Annotated in this window: 17 protein-coding genes; 7 read left to right on the top strand and 10 right to left on the bottom strand. The window is 39.8% G+C overall.

Translation table 11 applies throughout. The features are described 5' to 3' along the window. The 3 genes from CWB66_RS09690 to CWB66_RS09680 form a co-directional block, all read left to right on the top strand. Positions 1–106 (top strand): cold-shock protein (locus tag CWB66_RS09690; RefSeq protein WP_166421736.1); only part of this gene is annotated, 106 nt, incomplete at its 5' end. Between the two features lie 355 nt (positions 107–461). Next, positions 462–2711 (top strand): ribonuclease R, encoded by a 2250-nt coding sequence (gene rnr / locus CWB66_RS09685; protein ID WP_138585220.1) that lies wholly within the window; start codon positions 462–464, stop codon positions 2709–2711. 240 nt (positions 2712–2951) lie between these two features. Further along, the gene (locus CWB66_RS09680) at positions 2952–3200 is read left to right on the top strand and encodes a DUF3297 family protein (protein ID WP_007377376.1); all 249 of its coding nucleotides are present in this window, start codon (positions 2952–2954) and stop codon (positions 3198–3200) included. A 66-nt stretch (positions 3201–3266) separates the two neighbouring features. On the opposite strand, the gene CWB66_RS09675 is transcribed toward CWB66_RS09680, so the two are convergent. The 4 genes from CWB66_RS09675 to CWB66_RS09660 all read right to left on the bottom strand — a co-directional run bounded on the left by CWB66_RS09675 (position 3267) and on the right by CWB66_RS09660 (position 6602). After that, positions 3267–4118, bottom strand: coding sequence for an alpha/beta hydrolase (locus CWB66_RS09675; RefSeq protein WP_138585222.1), 852 nt, complete (start codon positions 4116–4118; stop codon positions 3267–3269). Between the two features lie 7 nt (positions 4119–4125). Continuing rightward, a complete protein-coding gene (locus CWB66_RS09670; RefSeq protein ID WP_138585219.1) occupies positions 4126–5022 on the bottom strand; it encodes an acyl-CoA desaturase in 897 nt (298 codons plus the stop codon). Positions 5023–5029: 7 nt separating this feature from the next. After that, a complete protein-coding gene (locus CWB66_RS09665; RefSeq protein ID WP_252371735.1) occupies positions 5030–5989 on the bottom strand; it encodes a hypothetical protein in 960 nt (319 codons plus the stop codon). Between the two features lie 196 nt (positions 5990–6185). Further along, the gene (locus tag CWB66_RS09660; RefSeq protein ID WP_138585218.1) at positions 6186–6602 is read right to left on the bottom strand and encodes a MerC domain-containing protein; all 417 of its coding nucleotides are present in this window, start codon (positions 6600–6602) and stop codon (positions 6186–6188) included. 137 nt (positions 6603–6739) lie between these two features. Here CWB66_RS09660 and CWB66_RS09655 point away from each other — a divergent pair, with 137 nt between their 5' ends. Next, positions 6740–9154, top strand: coding sequence for a TonB-dependent receptor (locus CWB66_RS09655; RefSeq protein WP_138585217.1), 2415 nt, complete (start codon positions 6740–6742; stop codon positions 9152–9154). Positions 9155–9186: 32 nt separating this feature from the next. Beyond that, on the top strand, positions 9187–10584 hold the full coding sequence (locus CWB66_RS09650; protein WP_138585216.1) for a 5-methyltetrahydrofolate--homocysteine methyltransferase: 1398 nt from the start codon (positions 9187–9189) through the stop codon (positions 10582–10584). Positions 10585–10690: 106 nt separating this feature from the next. Here the strand turns inward: CWB66_RS09650 and CWB66_RS09645 are convergent, their stop codons facing one another. The 6 genes from CWB66_RS09645 to CWB66_RS09620 all read right to left on the bottom strand — a co-directional run bounded on the left by CWB66_RS09645 (position 10691) and on the right by CWB66_RS09620 (position 18020). Next, positions 10691–11992: a DEAD/DEAH box helicase gene (locus tag CWB66_RS09645; protein ID WP_138585215.1), complete on the bottom strand. Its 1302-nt coding sequence runs from the start codon at positions 11990–11992 to the stop codon at positions 10691–10693. A gap of 225 nt (positions 11993–12217) precedes the next feature. After that, positions 12218–13066, bottom strand: a complete 849-nt coding sequence (locus CWB66_RS09640) for a nucleotidyl transferase AbiEii/AbiGii toxin family protein (RefSeq protein ID WP_252371734.1) — start codon at positions 13064–13066, stop codon at positions 12218–12220. A gap of 89 nt (positions 13067–13155) precedes the next feature. Beyond that, positions 13156–13560 (bottom strand): DUF6088 family protein, encoded by a 405-nt coding sequence (locus CWB66_RS09635; RefSeq protein ID WP_138585213.1) that lies wholly within the window; start codon positions 13558–13560, stop codon positions 13156–13158. Positions 13561–13824: 264 nt separating this feature from the next. After that, a complete protein-coding gene (locus CWB66_RS09630; protein WP_138585212.1) occupies positions 13825–15261 on the bottom strand; it encodes a hypothetical protein in 1437 nt (478 codons plus the stop codon). A 134-nt stretch (positions 15262–15395) separates the two neighbouring features. Next, positions 15396–17216 (bottom strand): glutamine--fructose-6-phosphate transaminase (isomerizing), encoded by a 1821-nt coding sequence (gene glmS, locus CWB66_RS09625; protein WP_138585211.1) that lies wholly within the window; start codon positions 17214–17216, stop codon positions 15396–15398. A 39-nt stretch (positions 17217–17255) separates the two neighbouring features. Further along, a complete protein-coding gene (locus CWB66_RS09620) occupies positions 17256–18020 on the bottom strand; it encodes a DeoR/GlpR family DNA-binding transcription regulator (protein WP_138585210.1) in 765 nt (254 codons plus the stop codon). Positions 18021–18158: 138 nt separating this feature from the next. Here CWB66_RS09620 and CWB66_RS09615 point away from each other — a divergent pair, with 138 nt between their 5' ends. Next, positions 18159–18686, top strand: coding sequence for a sugar O-acetyltransferase (locus tag CWB66_RS09615; protein WP_138585209.1), 528 nt, complete (start codon positions 18159–18161; stop codon positions 18684–18686). A gap of 77 nt (positions 18687–18763) precedes the next feature. Continuing rightward, a complete protein-coding gene (locus CWB66_RS09610) occupies positions 18764–20389 on the top strand; it encodes a tetratricopeptide repeat protein (RefSeq protein WP_138585208.1) in 1626 nt (541 codons plus the stop codon). Positions 20390–20529: the final 140 nt, after the last annotated feature.

Below are 20529 nucleotides of genomic sequence, written 5' to 3'. Positions count from 1 at the left end.
AATCTCTGGCGACGGTTTTAAAACTCTTGCTGAAGGCCAACGTGTGCAGTTTACTGTTACTCAAGGTCAAAAAGGCCCACAAGCCGAGAACATTGTTAGCATTTAAACACCGCTAAGTAATCTGTTTTAAAAGCTCACTTTTGCTAATTAATTAGTGAGCTCATTTTTACCATGCACATTAAGTGATGGTTTTATTAAAGATCCCCAATTAAGCATGTACTAATACAGCTTAATTTATTATATCGACTCACTGTTTGAGTCAGTCTCGCCTCATGCTTTATTCCACCTTATCTTTATCAATATTACGTTTTTTATATTCCTAGTTTGAAGATACACAGTAAAAGCGACGGGCTAATTTAATACTAATCTACATAAGTATTGGAGCTATTTAACGGCGTTAGCGTGTAATTTAGTCCGTTAAATTATTCAAAGGTTTATGTAGATTGACATAAGAGAGTTTTATGAATTTATACCCAACCGCACCATTATCATCGCCAATTTATGACAACCCGATCCCAGGTCGTGAATTTATTTTAAGTCTATTTGGCAAAATGAAAAAAAACCTTAACCGCGAACAAATTGCGCATGCCTTAAAACTAAGTAATGCAGAGCAAAAAGAAGCGCTTAGAAGGCGTTTACGCGCTATGGAGCGCGATGGCCAACTTATGTTTAGCCAGCGCAAAGGTTACCAAATTATTGATCCATCATTGCTAATAAGCGGTGTAATTACCCTGCACAAAGATGGCTTTGGTTTTGTTAAATTTAGTACCACCGAAAAAGATTTGTTTATCCCTAAAACCCAATTAACACATGTGTTTGAAGGCGACGTTGTACAAGTATTACTTGACGCAACTAACACTAAGCGTTCGAACAATAAACTAATAAAAATTATTGAACGCAAAACTACCTATTTAGCTGGTATATTAAAACGCCAAGGCAAAGACTATGTATTAGTCGCCGATAACACTAAGTGCCCGCAAAAAGTACAGGTTGAACAATGCTCGCTAACTAATTCAAGTGTTGGCCAGTATGTGAATACTAAAATCACTCAGTACCCTACTTTTCGTCAAGCTACTCAAGTGCAAATTACAGAAGTGCTGGGCTTGCCCCACTCTGCTGGCATGGAAACCAAACTTGCACTGCGTCGCCATGGTGTGTCTGATAACTGGGAGCCGGCGCTACTCACGCAGGCTAGTTCGTTTGGCAATAAAGTAACAGAGCAGGATAAGCTAGCGCGTGTAGATTATCGCTTATTTCCCTTTGTTACGATTGATGGCGAAGATGCTAAAGACTTTGACGATGCCGTTTATTGTGAAAGAACAGAGCAAGGTGACTGGCGATTACTTGTTGCGATTGCCGATGTTTCTCATTATGTGAAACCGGATGATGTTTTAGACCTAGAAGCTCAACAACGAGCCACATCTATTTATTGTCCTGGCCAAGTTATTCCTATGCTACCAGAAGCCTTATCAAATGGACTTTGTTCGTTAAATCCACATGAAGATCGCCTTGTATTAGTGTGCGACATGACCATTAACTCAAATGGACACGTCAGCCAAGCTAACTTTACTGAGGGGCTAATTCACTCTCACGCAAGACTGACCTACAATCAAGCGCACACAATAATTACTGAGCCAAATACCAACTTAAATAAAAAAATAGCTGAATCAGATGCCAGTGTGCCACCACTAATTAAAAACCTACATGCGCTCTATGTAGATTTAAATGAAGCACGCAAACACCGTGGTGCAATTGATTTTGATACTCAAGAACTCAAGCTAAACCTGAACAAAAACCAAAAAATAACCAGTATCGAACCTGTAGAGCGTAATGATGCACACAAAATGATTGAAGAATTTATGCTGTGCGCCAATGTATGTACTGCACAGTTTTTAGATAAACATCAAATACCTGGGTTATTTAGAGTGCATGCAGGGCCGCAACAAAAAAAGCTTTTTTTACTCCGAACACTACTTGCAGAAAAAGGCTTAAAGCTAGGGGGCGGTGATAAGCCAACCTCAGCACATTATAATAAATTGCTAAACACAATTAGCTCACGAAGCGACGCCAGTATAATACGAACCTTATTACTTCGCTCGCAGTCTCAAGCTGAGTATTGCGCTAATAATCTTGGTCATTTTGGTTTAGCGTACGATGCTTACACGCACTTTACGTCACCCATTCGTCGCTATGCAGATTTAGTTACTCATCGCGCTATTCGCGCTCAAATTAAAGCTAAGCAACAAAATAGTTTACAGCGAGTAATGAGCTATCTAAATGTGTTTGCTAATAAAACATCGGCTAAAAGTACGCTTTGTAAAAAAGCATACCCTTATGATCTGCAAAGTATAGAAACATTAAGCATGCATTGTTCAACCCAATCACGCAAAGCCAATGAAATCAGCAGAGAAGTAGAAAGCGCCCTAAAGTGCAGCTACATGAATCAGTATATTGGCGATACATTTACTGCAACCATTAGTGGTGTATCAAGCACGGGCTTATTTGTTGAGCTAGACACAAACAGCGTTGAAGGATTAGTACCTGCGAGCAGTTTTAATGAGGGTGGATGTGTATTTAACGCCGAAAAGCAACAATGGCGCAACGATACAAAATGCTTTGCCCTTGGAGATCGTGTAAGTGTTACGTTAAAAAGTATTGATTTACGCGAGCGTAAAATGAGTTTTTTGTTGTCTAATTTAACGTTTCATTAATCGTAAATTTTATTCTGTAGGCTACTTGTTTAAACTACTGGTTGTTGAGTCTAATTAATATTGCGCGTTGATAGCAGGCCTATTATAAGTAAATTCAACACAGTTAGTGCTGAAAATAGCTGCTTGAGATGGATTTATTATCCAGAATTCAGGTTAGCTAATATTTATTTATGTCGCACTTGAGCATAACAACTGTATTGCCTACAATAGCGCATACTTCATTCAATATAGAATATGACCATGAACGACACTACCGCAAAACCTGCTTTACCAGATCGCCTTTCTATTAATCCACGCAGCCCACATCATGTGGAAGACGTTTTTGAACACGATATTGGTATCACGTTCAACGGCAAAGAACGTTTTGATGTTGAAGAATACTGCATCAGCGAAGGTTGGATAAAATTTGCATCTCCAAAAGGCCTTGATCGTCGCGGACAGCCGCTTTTACTTACCAGAAAAGGCACTGTTGAAGCCTTTTATAAGTAAGCTAATACTATTCACTAAAAACGCGACACCATATTGGGTAGTCGCTTTTTTTGTGCTTGTTAAGAATCATTTAATTGTATTATTTTTCGCTTTACCTAGCACCCAATCTAAGCCTTGGATTGCTGTTGTTGGAAATGCGGTTGCATGACTAGCCCCTTCAATATCAACACTTTTTAATTCTATATTGTCACTTTTAAGCGCATTAATTTTTTGCACCAGCTGCGCTGCGCCTTCAACCATATTTTGCCCCTCACCAAAGGCTGGTGTTTCCTTTGCACCAACAGATATATACACCTTTATAGGCAATTTTGGCTTATGCGCTTTTAACGCTAATAGTGCATTATTATCAAACCAAACCGATGGGCTGCCAATAATATAATTACTAAATAAATCAGGCGTTAAAAGTAAAATAGTTGCACCAAATAAGCCGCCTAGCGAGTTACCTATGTAGGTTCTTTGTAAGTTACTGGCCCGATAGTTTTTTTCGATAAAGGGAAACACTGTACTTTGTAAAAACTCAGCATGCCCTTTGGCATTACCCGTTTGCTTTTTCCAATCTTTTGCAAAGGTAGGCGTGTAATCTCTAATTCGGCTATTGGAGCCAACAGAGCCTTTTTCATAACCAATAGCCACAATAATAGCCTGCTGCATTTTGCCGCTGTTCATAGGGAACCGTGTTGCTCCTGCCACTATAGGAAACGTATACGGCGCATCGGTTACATAAATAACCGGATACGTTTTATCAGGCTTTTTTGTATATGATGTTGGAAGCTGAATATAAATAGAATAAACACGCTTAGTTGAAGGCTCAGTAAGCTCTAAAACATTACTTCTGGGGATTTCGTATGGCGTATTGGCACTTAATTTAAAGCAAATAACTGCGCAAAAAAATAACAACCACTTTGGTAGTAAATTCATTTTCATACTAAAGATTTATCCTTTGTAATTCATCGCGCTTGGGGAGGTGCTTTGGCAATACTAAATCCCAAACCAAGCCTAGTGTCTCCATTTTTTTAAGTACTAGCCAGCCAATATCTAGCTGGCCTTTTTCTAAAGCAAAGTTAGCCGAACCAGGAAATGCATGGTGGTTATTATGATAACTTTCTCCCATTGTTAGCAGCGCTGCAAAGGGGACGTTATAACCTTGTATATGCGCATGATTTACATGCCAATTTCTTTGTCCATGGTTATGTGCAAAATACCCAATCAACCAGTGACCTATAATAGAAATACTGACTCTCACGCATATTCCCCATACAACCCAAGGCATGCCTCCCAACCAAAATAGCAACAGTGCCAAAGGTAGCTGTTGCAGCATCCATGTCTTCTCCATACATCTATAAGCATTGTTTTGTGTAACACATGTTTCAATATTAAAAGTCGGTGGGTAAGTAAGCTTAATATCGCAAAAAATTTGCCAGAAAAAATCTTTCCACATAGGCTGCTGATGCCCAAAGTAGTCGTGGCAATACTGCTGTCGCTGTGCCCAATCGCGCATATCATGGGTTTTAATCATGCCTACAGGCCCAGCTAAACCAACTATTACACCTAAATGAACAAAAAGGTATTCAAGCCACGCGGGGCATTGGTAGCTTTTATGTATCAGTCTACGATGCATCCCAAGAGAGTGCCCAAAGCATAAAATAACACTAGTCGTTATAATAAAAACAAATAAAACTGTAAGTGAAAACGTATACCAGCCACCTATAATGGCAATTAATATCATCCCACCTACCCACAACACTTTTACTGGGGATAAAACAACATGCCCAGCTTTGGCGCAGCTTTGTTTATTTGTTAAGACCCTCTCATTTGTGTACATAGCCATCCTAAGCTGTTTCTGGAACAAATAGCTCATTCAAAAGCATATCTGCCGTTTGCCCAATAGCGTATTCTTGAATTGGACCAAAATACCAAGCGGGATCTAAAAATCGATGATAATAAATAGTCAGCGCTACTTTAGTATTTCCATTTTTAGTTTTAATAAAGCGGATTTCGGTTCCTTTTAGTTTTAAATAGTTACCTATGTAGCTCGTGTCTTCTAAAAATGTAGTGCGAATATAATCGTTTTCGACTTGGGTTAACTCTAGTTTCATATGCCCTTTGTGTGTGTTTGTTACAAACCAACGATGATAAGTAAAATCAATATGATGCACATCACCAGCGGATAAAGTACCTGCTTCTATATTGCTTGGCATAGGGAATAAACTTAACAGCCAATTACGCTCAATATCTAACTGCATAGGTTTGATAAGTTTTTGTTGGATTTCTTCAGGGGTCGCATTTATAACCAACTCTTTAGTTATCGAATACTCTCGTTCAAAACTGGCACTTGGCACGACTCCTTCAAATGCACTTAAAAAAATAACAACCGGTAATATATGGGCATAATGTGTGCCCTTTTTTTTACTTCGTAAATAACAGGTTAGTAGCTGAAATAAATACATAAGCAATAATATGCCAAAGTAGATTGGCATAAACATAATTACACAAACAAAGCCCTCAAATAAAACAACAGACGTGCCAAGCATCACAATAAGCGACCACAAAACTAAATTTCCGTAATATCGGTTTAAGGTGGGTTGTTCAGGCTTTTTAATTATGTACAGTAAAGCGATTGAGACAAAAAATGGTATGCCAACATATAATAATGCGGTTCTATCAAAGTTATAAGACATTAGCGTACGTATAAGTAATGAGCTAGCGCCTATTAATAGCAGTATTGATATATTACGGCGGCGCTTACTTATCGATTGAGGTACTGACGGGAAAGGTGGCTTTTCTGACATTACGTATCCTACGTAGCTTGTTTGAGTATGAATACGCAACATTTAGCCAGTTAACTAAATACACATGATCCATATGCGGCATTTTACGCCCAACAAAAAAGTTATTAGACGTTCGGTTTTGAGCCGTATATAAAAACCTAATAACACACCTAAGGCAAGGTATAAAATGCATAAAAAAGACGCGAAGGTGTCTTTTTTATGTAACCTGCTCCGATGTATCACCAGAGCACGGGCAATCCCCATCTTCTTTTTTAAGACACTGGCGGTAGTTAAACCAATGCGCTATGGCTATAAACGTTGAGCCAGTTAGAGTTAGCGCCTTTTCTGCACCTTCATGCTCTATAAAAATAGCAAGTAACATTAAACATAAACCCACAATCCCAAAAACCATATAACTAAACTGTTTATGTTTTTTACAGCCTAGACTTAACGCAAGTAAACTTGTGGGCAACACCGCCATTAATATCCATATATGAAATTGCTCATTATCTAACTGCAGTGCTGCCAAACTTGGTAAAAGCACCAAAATAACGGGTGTTGCAAAACAATGCACGGTGCATATTAACGAAAGCCCTATCGCTAGGCGATCCATTACACTTTGACTAGATTTCATTTTTTCCTCCATTAATAAATACCTGCAAAAAATTTCACTTTTAAATAAGCCTTTAAACCACAACCGTTAATTACACTTGCTACATTATAACATTTAAAGCACAATTGATACATTATAACATATCACAAGAAGTAAGAATGAAACGAAAATCTCAATTAGCTGTTTTGATAGCGGCTTTATTACCCGCAAGTGTGCTTGCAAAATCCATTGAAGGCGTTGTGCTAAACAAACAAGGTAAAGCTGTTAGTAACGCAACCATAGAAGTTGAAGGATCAGACATAAAAGTTATAGCGGATGTAAACGGCAAGTTTGTAATAACGGGTTTAAAAGGCGGTTTAAAAGAACTTCACGTTGTTGCCCCAGGTTATGCTCATCTTCATCGCGATATCACGCTCAATACCAGTGATAGCCAATCGGTTGCTTTTAATTTAGAGCGCTCACCAATTGAAGTTATTGACATTGAAGCAACCCCAATTCATATGTCAGCAATGGAATCAGCCTCTCCGGTGAGTGTTTTATCTGGTGAAAAATTAAGACGCGAACAAGCCGCAACACTAGGTGATAGCTTGGAAAGACTGCCTGGGGTTAATACTAATTTTCACGCCAAAGTCGCCAGTACTCCAATTATTCGTGGCTTAAGTGGACCTCGCGTACTGATCGCTCAAAATGGCCTTGATGTAAGTGATGTTTCGCGCGTTGGTCCCGATCACTCGGTAGCATCGGAGGCTTCTACCGCACAACAAATAGAGGTATTACGCGGCCCTGCAACGTTATTTTACGGCAGTGGTGCAATTGGCGGGGTAGTCAATGTGGTAGATAATCGCGTACCAACCGACAGTACAACTCGTGGTGAATGGAATGTAGAGCACAACTCGGTTGATGACCAAACCGTTGCCTCTTTTAATGCGACCACAGGCACTGATTCGTTTGCTTTTTATGCTGATGCATTTTGGCGAGAAGCGAATGACTATGAAATACCCGTCGCTGCTGAATTAGCACATGACGATCATGACCATGCAAAGCACCATAGTGATTATGTTGTAAAAAACAGCAACGAAGAGTCTGACGGCTTTACTGTTGGCGCCAGCTATTTATTCGATCAAGGCTTTATTGGTTTAGCCATCGAGCAATTTAATCGTCAATACGGCATTCCGGGTCACTCTCACGGTGGTGAAGACGAACACAGTGATGAAGAAGAAAGCGTATTTGCCGATTTAGAGCAAACAAAAGTGCAATTATTAGGTGAGTACAACCTAGATAGTAAATGGCTTAATAAGATCAACCTACGTGCAGGCTTTACAGATTACGAGCACGCAGAAATTGAACATGGCTCAGTTGGTACCACATTTAAAAATGAAACCAACGAATTACGCGTAGACATTTTGCATAGTCAATTTAATGAGTGGAATGGCGGCATTAGCTTTCATTACAAACAAAGTGATGTTGAAGCACAAGGCTCAGAAGCGTTTACGCCTCCTTCACAAACACAAAGCTATGCCATTGCACTAATGGAAGAAAGACACTTTGGTGATTTTTTAATGCAATTAGGTGGCCGCGCCGAACGCGTAACTATCGATGCAAATAACGTGTTACTACCAAGCATTGATGCCCACGCGCACGATGACGTAGGTGGACATGACGACCATGATCACGGCCATGATGAACACAGCAACGCAACTCGCGTATTTGACGCAAAGCATGAATTTACTCCTGTTAGTTTATCTGCTGGCGTAGTCTGGGACTTTGCTCCTAGCTATAATTTAGGCTTGTCATTGTCGCGTTCAGAGCGTGCGCCATCAGCCTCTGAGTTATTGTCGTTCGGCCCTCATATTGGTACTGCAACCTATGAAGTCGGCGCATTGTTTGATATTCATGAAGACGGCCATTTAGGCTTATCTGATCACACCATTAATTTAGAAACCGCCAATAATATTGACCTAACCTTTCGTAAAACCCAAGGCGATATAGGCTTCATTTTTAATGCCTTCTATAACCAAGTAGACAACTATTATTATCAAGTTGAAACAGGCTTATACGCTGAAAGTGGCCACGACCACGAGGATGACCATGATCACGGTGACGAGCATGATCATTCATCTGAATTACCTGTTTATTTATTTAAGACGGACGATGTAACTTTACACGGTTTTGAAGCGCAAGTTGCATGGCAGTTAACCGACGAGTTCAAGCTTGAGCTATTTTCAGATTACGTGCGCGCTCGCCTTGACTCAGGTGGCAATCTACCGCGTACGCCACCACTGCGCTTCGGTACAGAGTTTAGCTACCAAACCGAAAAACTCAGTGCTCACATTCATGCCACTCGCTACCAAGAGCAAGACCGTACCGCTCCTGAAGAAACCGCTACCGATGGTTACACCTTGGTCAATGCCAGTATTTCTTATGATTTATCGGTACTCAATCAAGACCTTTCTTTGTACCTGCGAGGCACAAATTTAACGAACACAGAAGCCCGTGTGCATAGCTCATTCTTAAAGAATATTGCGCCACGCCCAGGCCGCAGCTTTGCATTAGGCATTCGTGGCTATTTCTAAGCCATAAAAATTATAAATTAAAGGAAAACAACATGACCAAACTATTCAAACTAAAACTTATTGCACTTGCAATTAGCAGTACATTAATTACAGCCTGCGGCGATGCAGAAACCAACATTGTTGAAAAAGATCCCATTGCAGTGCCTGATGACGGCCATGATCACGGTGATGGTGGCGACCACGGCGACGGCTATACAATCGACTCATTAGGAAGACTCGCTGTACTTGCCGCTGATAGCAACGCAGCCAGCTTTTTTGACTTAGACGACAATAAACTGCTTGAAACATTCACCCTAACACATGATTCAAATACGCTGTCAGTGTCTCCTGATTTTCGTTATGCACTTATTGCAAGTCGCAGCCAAGATTACCTTGGCTTTATTGATGGTGGCTTATGGCGTGAAGATCACGGTGCGCACCTACATGACTATGAACAAAGCCCTGTACTTAGCAGTTATGAACTAACCAGCGGCAGCCGCCCTACCCACCTCGTTAATCACGATGGTAAATTAGCTATATTTTATGATGGTGATACAGACTCAGGCACAACCGCCTCAGTAGCGGTGCTAACCGACAACGATATTACAAACGCAACAGCGGCATTACCAAGCATTAGCTACAATATAAATATGCACGGTGTAGCGCAGCCACGCGGCGAGCACGTATTATCAACAATTCGTCGCGATGATGCACAGAGTACATCAAACGCTAAGATTCTGCCTGATCAAGTCGGTGTTTACCACCTTCACGATGGCGAATACGAACTAGAGCAAACACTTGAACTTACTTGCCCTGATTTACACGGTGCAGCACAAAACCACGACACCATCGCATTTGGTTGTAGTGACGGTGTATTACTTGCCCACCAGCAAGGTGATGACTACGAAGCAGAAAAAGTAGCTAATATTGCTGCGGTAGGCGATCTACGAATTGGTCGATTATACGGCCACGAAAAAAGCGATACCTTTATTGGTATAGCTTCGGGTCATGGCGGCGGCGCTGCTGTACTGTTAAGTATCAACCCAAGCGACGCTGAAATGGAAGCGCTAGAATGGCAACTAGCCGATGGCGCAAGTGCGGTATCATATTCGTTTTCAGCCAATGGCGAGCACTTTTTAATACTAGACAGTTTAGGCTTTTTAAACGTACTTGAAGCACATGCGCACGACGGTCACACGCACTGGGAACTAGCAGGTCAAGTTGATATCACTGAACAAGACGTAACAACCATGCCTGAGGGTATGAAGTTTAGTATGACAGTAGCACAAAACGGTCATTTCGCTTATGTAGCCGACCCTATTGCTCAGCACGTTGTACAAGTGCACTTAGAAGACCTAGAAGTGGAAGGTGAACTAGAACTAACCTTCCCACCTGCTGCTATCACTTGGTTAGGTATAGCACAAGAAGAAGAGCACGCTCACGAACACTAGGTTTATAGTGTATTGACCAGTTAGAGTTTTGGGCTAAAGCCACAAAATAAAAAACCCGTAATTAGGTAACTAGTTACGGGTCTTTATCATGTTTTAAACGACTAAACTATTTACGACGCCAGCCGCTCCATACATCATCTATATCATCGGTTTTATTTTTGTTCTTTTTCTTACCTGTGCCTTCAGGCTTTGCCATTGGCTTTTCATTTTTAAGCGCCTCGGCAGCATCAAGGTTGGCTTGGTTTACGGCAAAGCCTGTAACCTCTTCGCGCTCTAAACGTAGCTTGTTTTTCTTCTCGATGATTCTAAAGTGATGCAAGTCTTCGTAATCAATTAGTGATAACGCTAAACCTACTTCACCGGCACGGCCACTTCGGCCAATACGGTGCATGTAATCAGCAGGGCTGCGCGGTAAGTTAAAGTTAATCACCACTGGTAGCTTTTCAATATCCAAACCACGGGCGGCAATATCGGTTGCAATAAGCACTTCAATCTCACCCGCTTTAAATTTTTCTATTACGCGAGTTCGCTCACTTTGGCCTTTATCGCCGTGGAATACTTGCGCATTAACACCGCGTTTTTCAAGTTTGCTGGCTAAGTGCTCACAATCTTTTTTGGCGTTTACAAAAATCAGCGCTTGGCGCCATTTATGGGTTTTAATTAAATGCGCTAAAACAGTGGTTTTTTCGCCTTTATTTACCGTAAACACGCGTTGTACAAGTGTGCTCTCTTCTTTGTTTTGTACTTGTATTTCAACTGGGTCGTTTAATAGCTCTTGCGTTAATTGGGTTACTTGCTCAGGGAAAGTAGCTGAAAACAACATAGTTTGTTTTTTAGCAGGCATAAGAGCCAACAAATTAGCCAGCTCTTCGGTAAAGCCAAGGCTTAGCATACGGTCGGCTTCATCAAGCACAAGCGTAGTTACATTATCGAGCTTAATCGCATTGCTTGAGATTAAATCAAGTAAACGACCTGGTGTTGCCACAATAATATCGGCGCCGCCGCGTAGCGCCTGCATTTGGGTATTAACCGACACACCACCAAACACCGCCACCGTTTTAATCGCACCATTAAAGTTTGCAGAATACGACTTAACACTATCGGCCACTTGCGTAGCAAGCTCACGAGTCGGCACTAAAATAAGCCCTGTTACAAAGTTACCTTTGCTCGCAGCATTTTTACCGCCTTGCTCTAGGAAAGCCTTTTGCAACATAGGCAACGCAAACGTTGCTGTTTTACCCGAGCCCGTATTTGCCCCAGCAATTAGATCACTGCCCGCAAGCACACTAGGTATAGCCTTAGCTTGAATAGGTGTAGGCTGGGTATATTCCAAATCGGTTAAACGAGCTAATAGCTCTGGAATAAGGCCAAGTTCGGAAAAAGTGCGAGGGCTTGTGGCTGAGGTCATATTTATTACGGGCTTATTGCTAAAAAAGTAGCCTCAATTTTAGCGTATTTAGCGCTTATTAAGTAGGGGTTAGTGATTTAAATGTCTTTTAGGTAACAGCTGCGCGATTCGAGCTATAAGTTGCGAGCAGATTCGTGTGTTTGTAGACGCGAGTTTATCCCGCACTTAATTAATGTGTTTAGAATAATCCTTTTATTCAAAGTACTTAAATGAATGAATTAAATGTTATCCAATAAGCTGCTCTGAAATTACTTTAAATGAGGCAATGCAAGTATCAAAGTCATGAGGATTTTGGCTGTATACCATTGGCGCAACAAACGCATTAAAACGCTCACGAAACTTCTCATTATTTTGAAGCTCCTCCAACCCCAGCTTTAGCTCATTACGGGGATCGTCAACAAACTCCTGATGTTGATTGCCAAATCGAAGTCTATCTTCCTCCAAAACAGAATCAAACATCGGGCGTAACACGTCCATATCAACCTTATGACCAATAAAAATACAATGAACATCATAGATGTGACGGACCAGTGTGTCATCATCCTTACGATGTGGATTACGCTTAACAGACATAGTACGGCGCAACATAGAAAGTACTTTTTCAACCAGCGTAGAATCAATCGATACACACAACATAGCCTTAACTTCGGCAGGTTGTTTATAGCTCTGCGCTACCAGCGATGAAATAGCGCGAAGCTCAGTGCCATGCAGTTCAATAGTCTCAATAAACTCTAATTTTATATACGGGCGTAGACACGGTGCTTGGTAATATTGCTGTGGGTATTTTATTTCTATTTCGACATAGCGATATTCATCATTCACCGTTTTATCAGCGTAATTAAGATAAGGATGGTCAGCCAACTTCATTATGATATGTTCAATTAGCGCTTTGCGAGCTTGTTTCTTTGCTCCCTTGCCCTTTTCGATAAACTCATAAGTAGGAATCAATTTTATGTCGACGTCTTCAGACATTCGCAGGATTTTAATATTGGATTTAGCCAATGCAGTTCCGCCAGAAAAAATCAGTTGATGGCTTTCACTTTTTACATACTCCAACATAGCAAGAAGAGACACTACCCAGTAATCTTTTTCTGGAATCGATGGATTACTTAAATCCAATTCATCAGAGACCTCAAGAAACTGTTTTTTCAGTTTGGGTATACTCATCTGCGATAACTCAATACTCTATTGCCAACTTTAAGGTTTCGGTTGAATTGCTTAGAGTCCCAGTTGTATTTAATAGACGCAGGTATTTGGGTAGATTCACCGTTAATACTCCTCAATGACATCGCATCCATCTCAAAGTCTACACCGCGCAGCTTTAAAATTTCACGCATTATTGCGTCAGTGCCGCCAGGGTTTGTTGGCATCGGCTTATTAGTGAGACTATTAATTGTTGCTTTAGTATATAAACCATAGCCAATTTTCATCAGTATGCCTTTATCGACTAATTGCTTTAACACACGACCAACCTGATCGTAGCTTGCATAATTGTCGAAATCTTTACGTTCAAACACATAGCGGCGAGAACGCTTTATTTTTTGATAAATACGGTCAGTTGCAGTCATGGCTAATTCTCCTACGTAATGATTTGTTTTAGTATAACTTAAACCCACCACTGTTTAAAAATAATACGGCACTGAAAAAAGAAAAAACACGACAAAAATCATCAAACGAAAAACATAAGCTGTTGTCTATATACAGATATAAATAAGTTAAACAAAATTGACATAAACTTTAAATTGCAACCGACCTAATTATTGATAAAACCTTAGTAAGCAACGTAATAATGTTCGTTGAATAAAAAAAGAGAGGTAATACACACTATCGGATCACATTATATACTTTCTAAATGACTTAATTATCTGAAAATATAAGTATCCGTTAATTGCTCGGCTTATCGTATTGTAGAGAACAAACCATGTATCTCCTTCAAAACTAAGTGAGCTTAGTCTATGCGTGGGGTTCATCGATAAAAACGCATCACGCATCGAGAAGACCTTCCCATCAATAGGTACTACGTTGAACCAGTAATAATTTAAACTCTCTTTAATGTGCGAGCAATAAAATACAGCGCTCTCAATAAATTTATCAGAGTTTAAAAAGTTTATAAGTATCGGTGTTAGCACAAGATTGAAACATAAAAGAATTACCAATGACCTTAACCAATTTGTACCATGTTCGGATGTAAATTCTCCGAGTTGTAAAGATATTCTATCAGCCCAAGTAACTAGTTTAGATTCACTCTCTTCACTTTTAAGTAAAGAAATCTTAGTATTGAGATATCGCCTCCTAAATTGAAGACCTTGCTCTAGATCACCATCATCTACCAGCATTTTGTAAACTTTGAAACAGTAGCTTTGCAATAAACTATTTCCAGATCTACAGACTGGGTCCAAGGGCCATCTAGTGCCTGTCGAGCTAGCACTTTGAAATTGGACTTTATCAATTTCAAAGTCTTCAAATGAGCAAAAGTCACAATCTTTGAAATCTGAATCCCCAAAAGAAATAGATTGGAACAGCACAGATGTTTGACTCTTCCCTGCCAAAGAGCGAAAATCATGAAAAGAAAGTTTCCCACTTCCACAGCTAAAACCACTGACAGAAAACTGCCTCACTCCTTGTTTAGCTGTTAGTGATATTTCATTGGTTAAGAAAAGGTTGCTTAACTCCAAGTTGGTCGCAGAGTCAAAACTAATATCGAGTCGGCCGTCAATACTATCTTTTAATGAGATATTACTATTAAGTATGCTCTCAAATTTGAAATCTGAATCAACAATTAAGCCCTGTTCTATTTCCAAGTCGCAGCTTCTAGAGCTACTTTTGTGCCAAAATTTTGAAAAGTGGCTATTTATTAGCTGAATAAGACTAATTGATGTACATATAGATTTAAAGTTTCCACACTTACTGTTACTGATTTTAAAGATATTTATTGGGCAAGAGTTATTATTGTGAATTTCAATTAACTCAACTGAAGAATCCGCGATCTCAAGGTTTTCTATTATCGAATTCTTCAGAATCAACCTCTGAATCTTCGAATTTTGTTCAATACGAAGGCACTTAATATTTGCACCCTCTATCCCTACACCACCAATTTCACTTTCACATATTAAAAGTTCATCAATAGTGGTTGTGATTTCGACTGATCCCAGAGTATTTTTATAAAAGAAAACATCAGCCTTATTTATCCCGTTAATTTTTAGAAGTCCTTTCTCCTTATCACTGAGCTCACGCTCAATTCCATCAACATTGATAACTTCCTTGGTCATATTTACTCCAAATATCAATAAGTTTTTAGCTCAAATAATATTAACCGCTCTTTCTGCTATCGCAAGGCATACTGAAAACCCAGAAGCCGACAATAATGCCGGCTTCTATAGTACTTTATAATACTAACTCTTTGTTATTCAACAGTAACCGATTTAGCTAAGTTACGAGGTTGGTCTACGTCAGTGCCTTTAATTACTGCTACGTAGTACGACAGTAACTGTAATGGCAAGGTATAAACAATTGGCGCAATAATGTCGTCAGTGTGGTTTACGTTGATTACACGCATTGTGTCATCTGATGCAAAGGCTGAGTCTTTATCTGCGAATACGTAAATAATGCCGCCACGTGCGCGTACTTCTTCTACGTTTGATTTAAGCTTTTCTAATAGCTCATTGTTTGGTGCTACAACAATAATAGGCATGTCGGCATCAATAAGTGCAAGTGGCCCATGTTTTAGCTCGCCAGCGGCGTAAGCTTCCGCATGAATGTACGAAATTTCTTTTAGCTTAAGCGCACCTTCCATTGCAATTGGGTATTGCGAGCCACGACCTAAAAATAATGAATGGTGCTTGTCGGCAAACTCTTCTGCTAGGTCTGCAATGCCATCAGCAAGTAATAATGTTTCTTCTAACTTAGCGGGAAGTACTTTAATTGCATTTACAATTGCGCTTTGATCAAGGCCTTTCTCTTGCGCTATAGACGCAGTAAGCATTAACAAACCAACTAATTGCGTAGTAAATGCTTTAGTAGATGCTACACCAATTTCAGCGCCCGCTTTGGTCATAAAGGCAAGGTCTGATTCGCGTACAAGCGATGAACCAGGTACGTTACAAATGGTCATTGAGGCCATGTAACCTTGCTCTTTAGCTAAGCGTAATGCAGCTAGCGTATCGGCTGTTTCACCCGATTGAGAAATAGTAACTAGTAAGCTATTTTCATGTACAAACGACTGGCGGTATCTAAATTCAGAAGCTATTTCTACATTACAGCTAACACCCGCAAACTGCTCAAGCCAGTAACGTGCAACCATACCTGAATGATAAGACGTACCACAGGCAATAATTTGCACATGTTTTACGTCTTTAAATATTTGCTGAGCGCTTTCGCCAAAGGCATCAATCGCTACGCGATCGTCGTTTAAACGCCCTTCAAGCGTGTTACGTACAGCAAGTGGCTGCTCGTAAATTTCTTTTAGCATGTAGTGGCGGTAATCGCCTTTGCCTGATGCATCTTGCGTAATGTTTGATTCAATCACTTCACGCTCAACGGCGTTACCGTTTGCATCAAAAATTTCGACTGTGTCGCGGGTAATACGCGCTACGTCGCCTTCTTCTAAAAAGATGAAGCTGCGAGTAACAGGTAATAATGCAAGTTGGTCAGAGGCAATAAAGTTTTCACCAAGGCCTAAACCAATAACAAGTGGGCTACCTGAGCGCGCTACAATAATTTCGTTGTCGTTGTCTTTATCAAATACAACGGTACCAAAAGCGCCTTCAAACTGTTTTACCGCAGCTTGAACAGAGGCTAACAATGTAGTGTGTTGTTGGCGTAATTGATGAATTAAATGCACCATAACTTCGGTATCAGTGTCTGATAAAAATTCATAGCCGTCACCTTTAAGCGCAGCACGTAAGCTTGCATGGTTTTCAATAATACCATTGTGGACAAGTGCAAGCTGGCTATTTGAAACATGTGGGTGAGCATTAGCTTCAGTTACGCTACCATGTGTTGCCCAGCGAGTGTGTGCAATACCTGTATGACCGCTAACACCTGCTTTTTCTAGAGCTGCTTCTACGTTAACTACTTTACCCACTGCTTTTACCGTATTAAGTGTGTTGCCATCAAGCAAGGCTACGCCTGCTGAATCGTAACCACGGTATTCAAGGCGTTTAAGGCCTTCAACTAAAATTTTATTTACTGGACGTTCTGCAACTGCCCCAACTATTCCACACATAGTGTCTCCATTAATTTTTAATTACTTGCTACTGAGTAGCTATTGTATGATTTCTGCGCAAATTAGTTTTACACCACACGCCTCAATTGCTTTGCGTTTATCGTCAGCTAAGCCGTTGTCGGTTATTAATGTGGTTACTATTTTCCACGGTAATTCTAAATTTGGTATTTTTCGGCCAATCTTGTCAGATTCAACCATTACGATTACTTCACGTGCCGCTTTTGCCATAACTTGGCTCAAACCCACCAGCTCATTAAAAGTGGTTGTGCCACGTTTTACATCTATGCCATCAGCACCAATAAATAGCTGATCGAAGTCGTAAGAGCATAATACATTTTCGGCAACTTGCCCCTGAAACGACTCAGAATGCGGGTCCCATGTTCCACCGGTCATCAAAAGTGTTGGTTCGTTTTCGAGTGCTAACAAACGACTAGCCACTTTAATAGCATTTGTCATAACAACGAGCCCACGCTTATTTGCAAGCTCAGGGATCATTGCGGCTGTAGTACGTCCGCTATCTATAATAATTCGGTTATGATCTTTTATAAGTGTTGCTGCAGCTTTTGCTATAGCCACTTTGCGCTTTGAGTCTATTTCATCGCTAACAATCTCTTTAGGCAGAGCAATAGCACCGCCATAACGGCGCAGCAATAAGCCACTTTTTTCAAGCGCGGTTAAATCTTTTCGAATGGTTACTTCGGAGGTTTGAAACTGCTGTGCTAACTTTTCAACCACGACTTCACCTAGCTCATTAACCTGAACCAAGATATTGTGACGACGTTGTTGTGTGTTTCGTTTAGTCATAAATTAAGTTTCGTTTCGAAAGTTATTGGATTTTAAACGAAATAAGTTAAATGACAAGTGAATGAATGAAATTAAAGCAGCTTTAATCAAATAATAATAAAGGTAGAATGCCATAAGCTTTATTTTAAAAGAAACCACATGCAAGTATTTACTAGTTTAAACAAAGAATATTTAGCGCTGCGCAAACAAACTGGCGACACCTGCCGCCTATTTAATAAAAGTCCGAGCAAAGGCAACTTAAAACGTATTAGAGAGTTATTTTTAGAATGTGGTGAAGGCGTTATAATTGAAGCTGGTTTTCACTGCGATTACGGCAATCAAATTACTATTGGTGATCGTACTTTTATAAACATTAATTGCACTGTATTAGATGCACCAATTAATGAAGGTGCAATAACGATTGGCAGTGACTGCTTAATTGGCCCTAATGTTCAAATTTTAACTGTGTCCCACGCATTAAGCCCTGCTCAGCGTTTAAATAAAGAAAACTTTGCAGCACCAATAACTATAGGTAATAACGTATGGATTGGCGCGGGAGCTATTGTTTTAGCAGGTATTACCATTGGCGATAATAGCGTGATTGGTGCCGGCTCGGTGGTCACCAAAGACGTAACCGCTAATACCGTGGTTGCAGGAAATCCAGCACAAAAAATACGTAACATTTAATAGTCATACAATCTTTATGACGAAAAGTTAATACTGTGTTATTTTTAGTTTAACAAAAATGCAACTCGTACTTAGTGATGTTTCTAAATATTGTTTTTATTATATTTTTACTTTTTTCTTATCCGGTATCGGCAAGTGTTTGTGAGCAAAATAAATCGGTTGATATAACGAGTGATATTTTAACCTGCAAACAAAAAATCAGTAAACTCAAGCCACACTCAACTGCATCATTTGAGGCTAAATTAGAATTAGCTGTACTGTATAGACAAGCTGGTGATTTAGCCTTAGCAAACTCAGAGCTTGAGCAACTACTTAGCCAAAGTTTAAGTATTTCACAGCAATATCATGTAACGCGACAACTCGGTATTAATGCATACAGGCAAAGAGGTTATATTCAATCTCTTACTTATTTTCATAAAACACAAAAGCTTGCTACGCAGTTAAAAAACTTAAGTTATGAAGGTCAAACATCGAATGATCTTGCTAATGTATATCAAGCGCTTGGGGATTTAGACACCGCTTTAACTTTATTTTTAAACAGTTACGACATTGCTAAGCAATTAAACGACTTAAAACGCCAAGCCGTTACTTTAAATAATTTAGGTAATATATCGCGAGATATTAATCAATTAGATGATGCTATCGTGTCATTTCGACAAGCACATTTACTACATACACAACTTGGCAATCAAACAAAGGCAAACCATACGCTGATAAGCTTAGCTGAAGTGTTTTTTAAAAAATTACAGTTTGATAAAGCTATAAACCTTATAAACACAACGCTTACGCAGTTAAATAATAGTGGTGCGCATACTCAAGCTTCACGCGCCTACTTACTACTCGCTGAAATCGCTTTAGCTCAAAATAAACTTAATGAGGCACATAAATGGCTAGCAACACAAAAACGTACCCGTAGTCTTATTCAAAATGACAAAGTCGACCAACGGGCGCTATTAATAGAGGCAAAACTAAAACAACTAGAAGGTAATGACACTGAAGCACAAGTGTTATTAAAACAAGGGTTAGCTAAAAACCACAATCAAAACAGCCAACTAACAGAGTTATTTTACATCGCACTCGCTCAATCACAACAGCAATCAAAACAATACCGTGATGCACTAAGTACGCTTGAAGATTACAATACAATGTTACGCCAAAATCGAGCTGATACGGCCAATCTATACCAGCTACGCTTGAAGCAAGCCGATATTCTCCCAAATAAGCCACAACATAATTATTTCACTCTTTATAATATATTAGCGATATTTAGCGCCTTTATAGCAGGAGTGTTGCTCAGCTATAAATATTTAGCACAAACAAGCAAACCTCTAACTACAGTGAAAAGTGCCGCTTCCGAAGAAACCACCGACACAGAGCAAGACACTCGCCAATTAATTGTAGAAGTTATGACGCTATCGCTGAGTATTTGGGAACAAACAAGCTCAAAAACAAGAATTGAGCTAGCTGAAGAAAGTAAAATGTGGAAAGTAAACATTGATGATGGTCGGCTGCGGGTGCGTACATTAGAGCGCTATTTGGCGATTAAAACACTGCCTAAAAAACCACGCTGGCGTAATATAATAAAAACCGCACATTATGTTATTAACCATTGCAACGAAGAACATGAAGATATACATAAACTAAAACAACAAATACAAAAGCTTGAAGTACTTGCTAAAGCCTCGCCTCACTATTTAACCTGAACTCTGGTTAAGAGATTTACTAACATATTGAATCATGGTGATATTTAAATTTATTTTCTCTAGCCAGAGATTTTCAATGAAAACAAGGCGAATTTACGCGTCAATAGCTGGCCTTTTGCAAGTAAATAACACTCAGTTAG

It is taken from the genome of Pseudoalteromonas sp. S558 (assembly GCF_005886635.1).
GTDB lineage: Bacteria > Pseudomonadota > Gammaproteobacteria > Enterobacterales > Alteromonadaceae > Pseudoalteromonas > Pseudoalteromonas aliena.
The sequence above is the reverse complement of the archived record's forward strand: the minus strand, read 5'-3'. Positions and strand labels throughout refer to the sequence as shown.

Excerpts from the sequence above, each read along its gene's own strand:
- CWB66_RS09650 (WP_138585216.1), top strand. The coding sequence starts at position 9,187 with ATGACCAAACTATTCAAACTAAAACTTATTGCACTTGCAATTAGCAGT.
- CWB66_RS09635 (WP_138585213.1), bottom strand. The coding sequence starts at position 13,560 with ATGACTGCAACTGACCGTATTTATCAAAAAATAAAGCGTTCTCGCCGC.
- CWB66_RS09615 (WP_138585209.1), top strand. The coding sequence starts at position 18,159 with ATGCAAGTATTTACTAGTTTAAACAAAGAATATTTAGCGCTGCGCAAA.
- CWB66_RS09655 (WP_138585217.1), top strand. The coding sequence starts at position 6,740 with ATGAAACGAAAATCTCAATTAGCTGTTTTGATAGCGGCTTTATTACCC.
- CWB66_RS09610 (WP_138585208.1), top strand. The coding sequence starts at position 18,764 with ATGTTTCTAAATATTGTTTTTATTATATTTTTACTTTTTTCTTATCCG.
- CWB66_RS09660 (WP_138585218.1), bottom strand. The coding sequence starts at position 6,602 with ATGAAATCTAGTCAAAGTGTAATGGATCGCCTAGCGATAGGGCTTTCG.
- CWB66_RS09680 (WP_007377376.1), top strand. The coding sequence starts at position 2,952 with ATGAACGACACTACCGCAAAACCTGCTTTACCAGATCGCCTTTCTATT.
- glmS (WP_138585211.1), bottom strand. The coding sequence starts at position 17,216 with ATGTGTGGAATAGTTGGGGCAGTTGCAGAACGTCCAGTAAATAAAATT.
- CWB66_RS09645 (WP_138585215.1), bottom strand. The coding sequence starts at position 11,992 with ATGACCTCAGCCACAAGCCCTCGCACTTTTTCCGAACTTGGCCTTATT.
- CWB66_RS09665 (WP_252371735.1), bottom strand. The coding sequence starts at position 5,989 with ATGTCAGAAAAGCCACCTTTCCCGTCAGTACCTCAATCGATAAGTAAG.
- CWB66_RS09670 (WP_138585219.1), bottom strand. The coding sequence starts at position 5,022 with ATGTACACAAATGAGAGGGTCTTAACAAATAAACAAAGCTGCGCCAAA.
- CWB66_RS09630 (WP_138585212.1), bottom strand. The coding sequence starts at position 15,261 with ATGACCAAGGAAGTTATCAATGTTGATGGAATTGAGCGTGAGCTCAGT.
- rnr (WP_138585220.1), top strand. The coding sequence starts at position 462 with ATGAATTTATACCCAACCGCACCATTATCATCGCCAATTTATGACAAC.
- CWB66_RS09675 (WP_138585222.1), bottom strand. The coding sequence starts at position 4,118 with ATGAATTTACTACCAAAGTGGTTGTTATTTTTTTGCGCAGTTATTTGC.
- CWB66_RS09620 (WP_138585210.1), bottom strand. The coding sequence starts at position 18,020 with ATGACTAAACGAAACACACAACAACGTCGTCACAATATCTTGGTTCAG.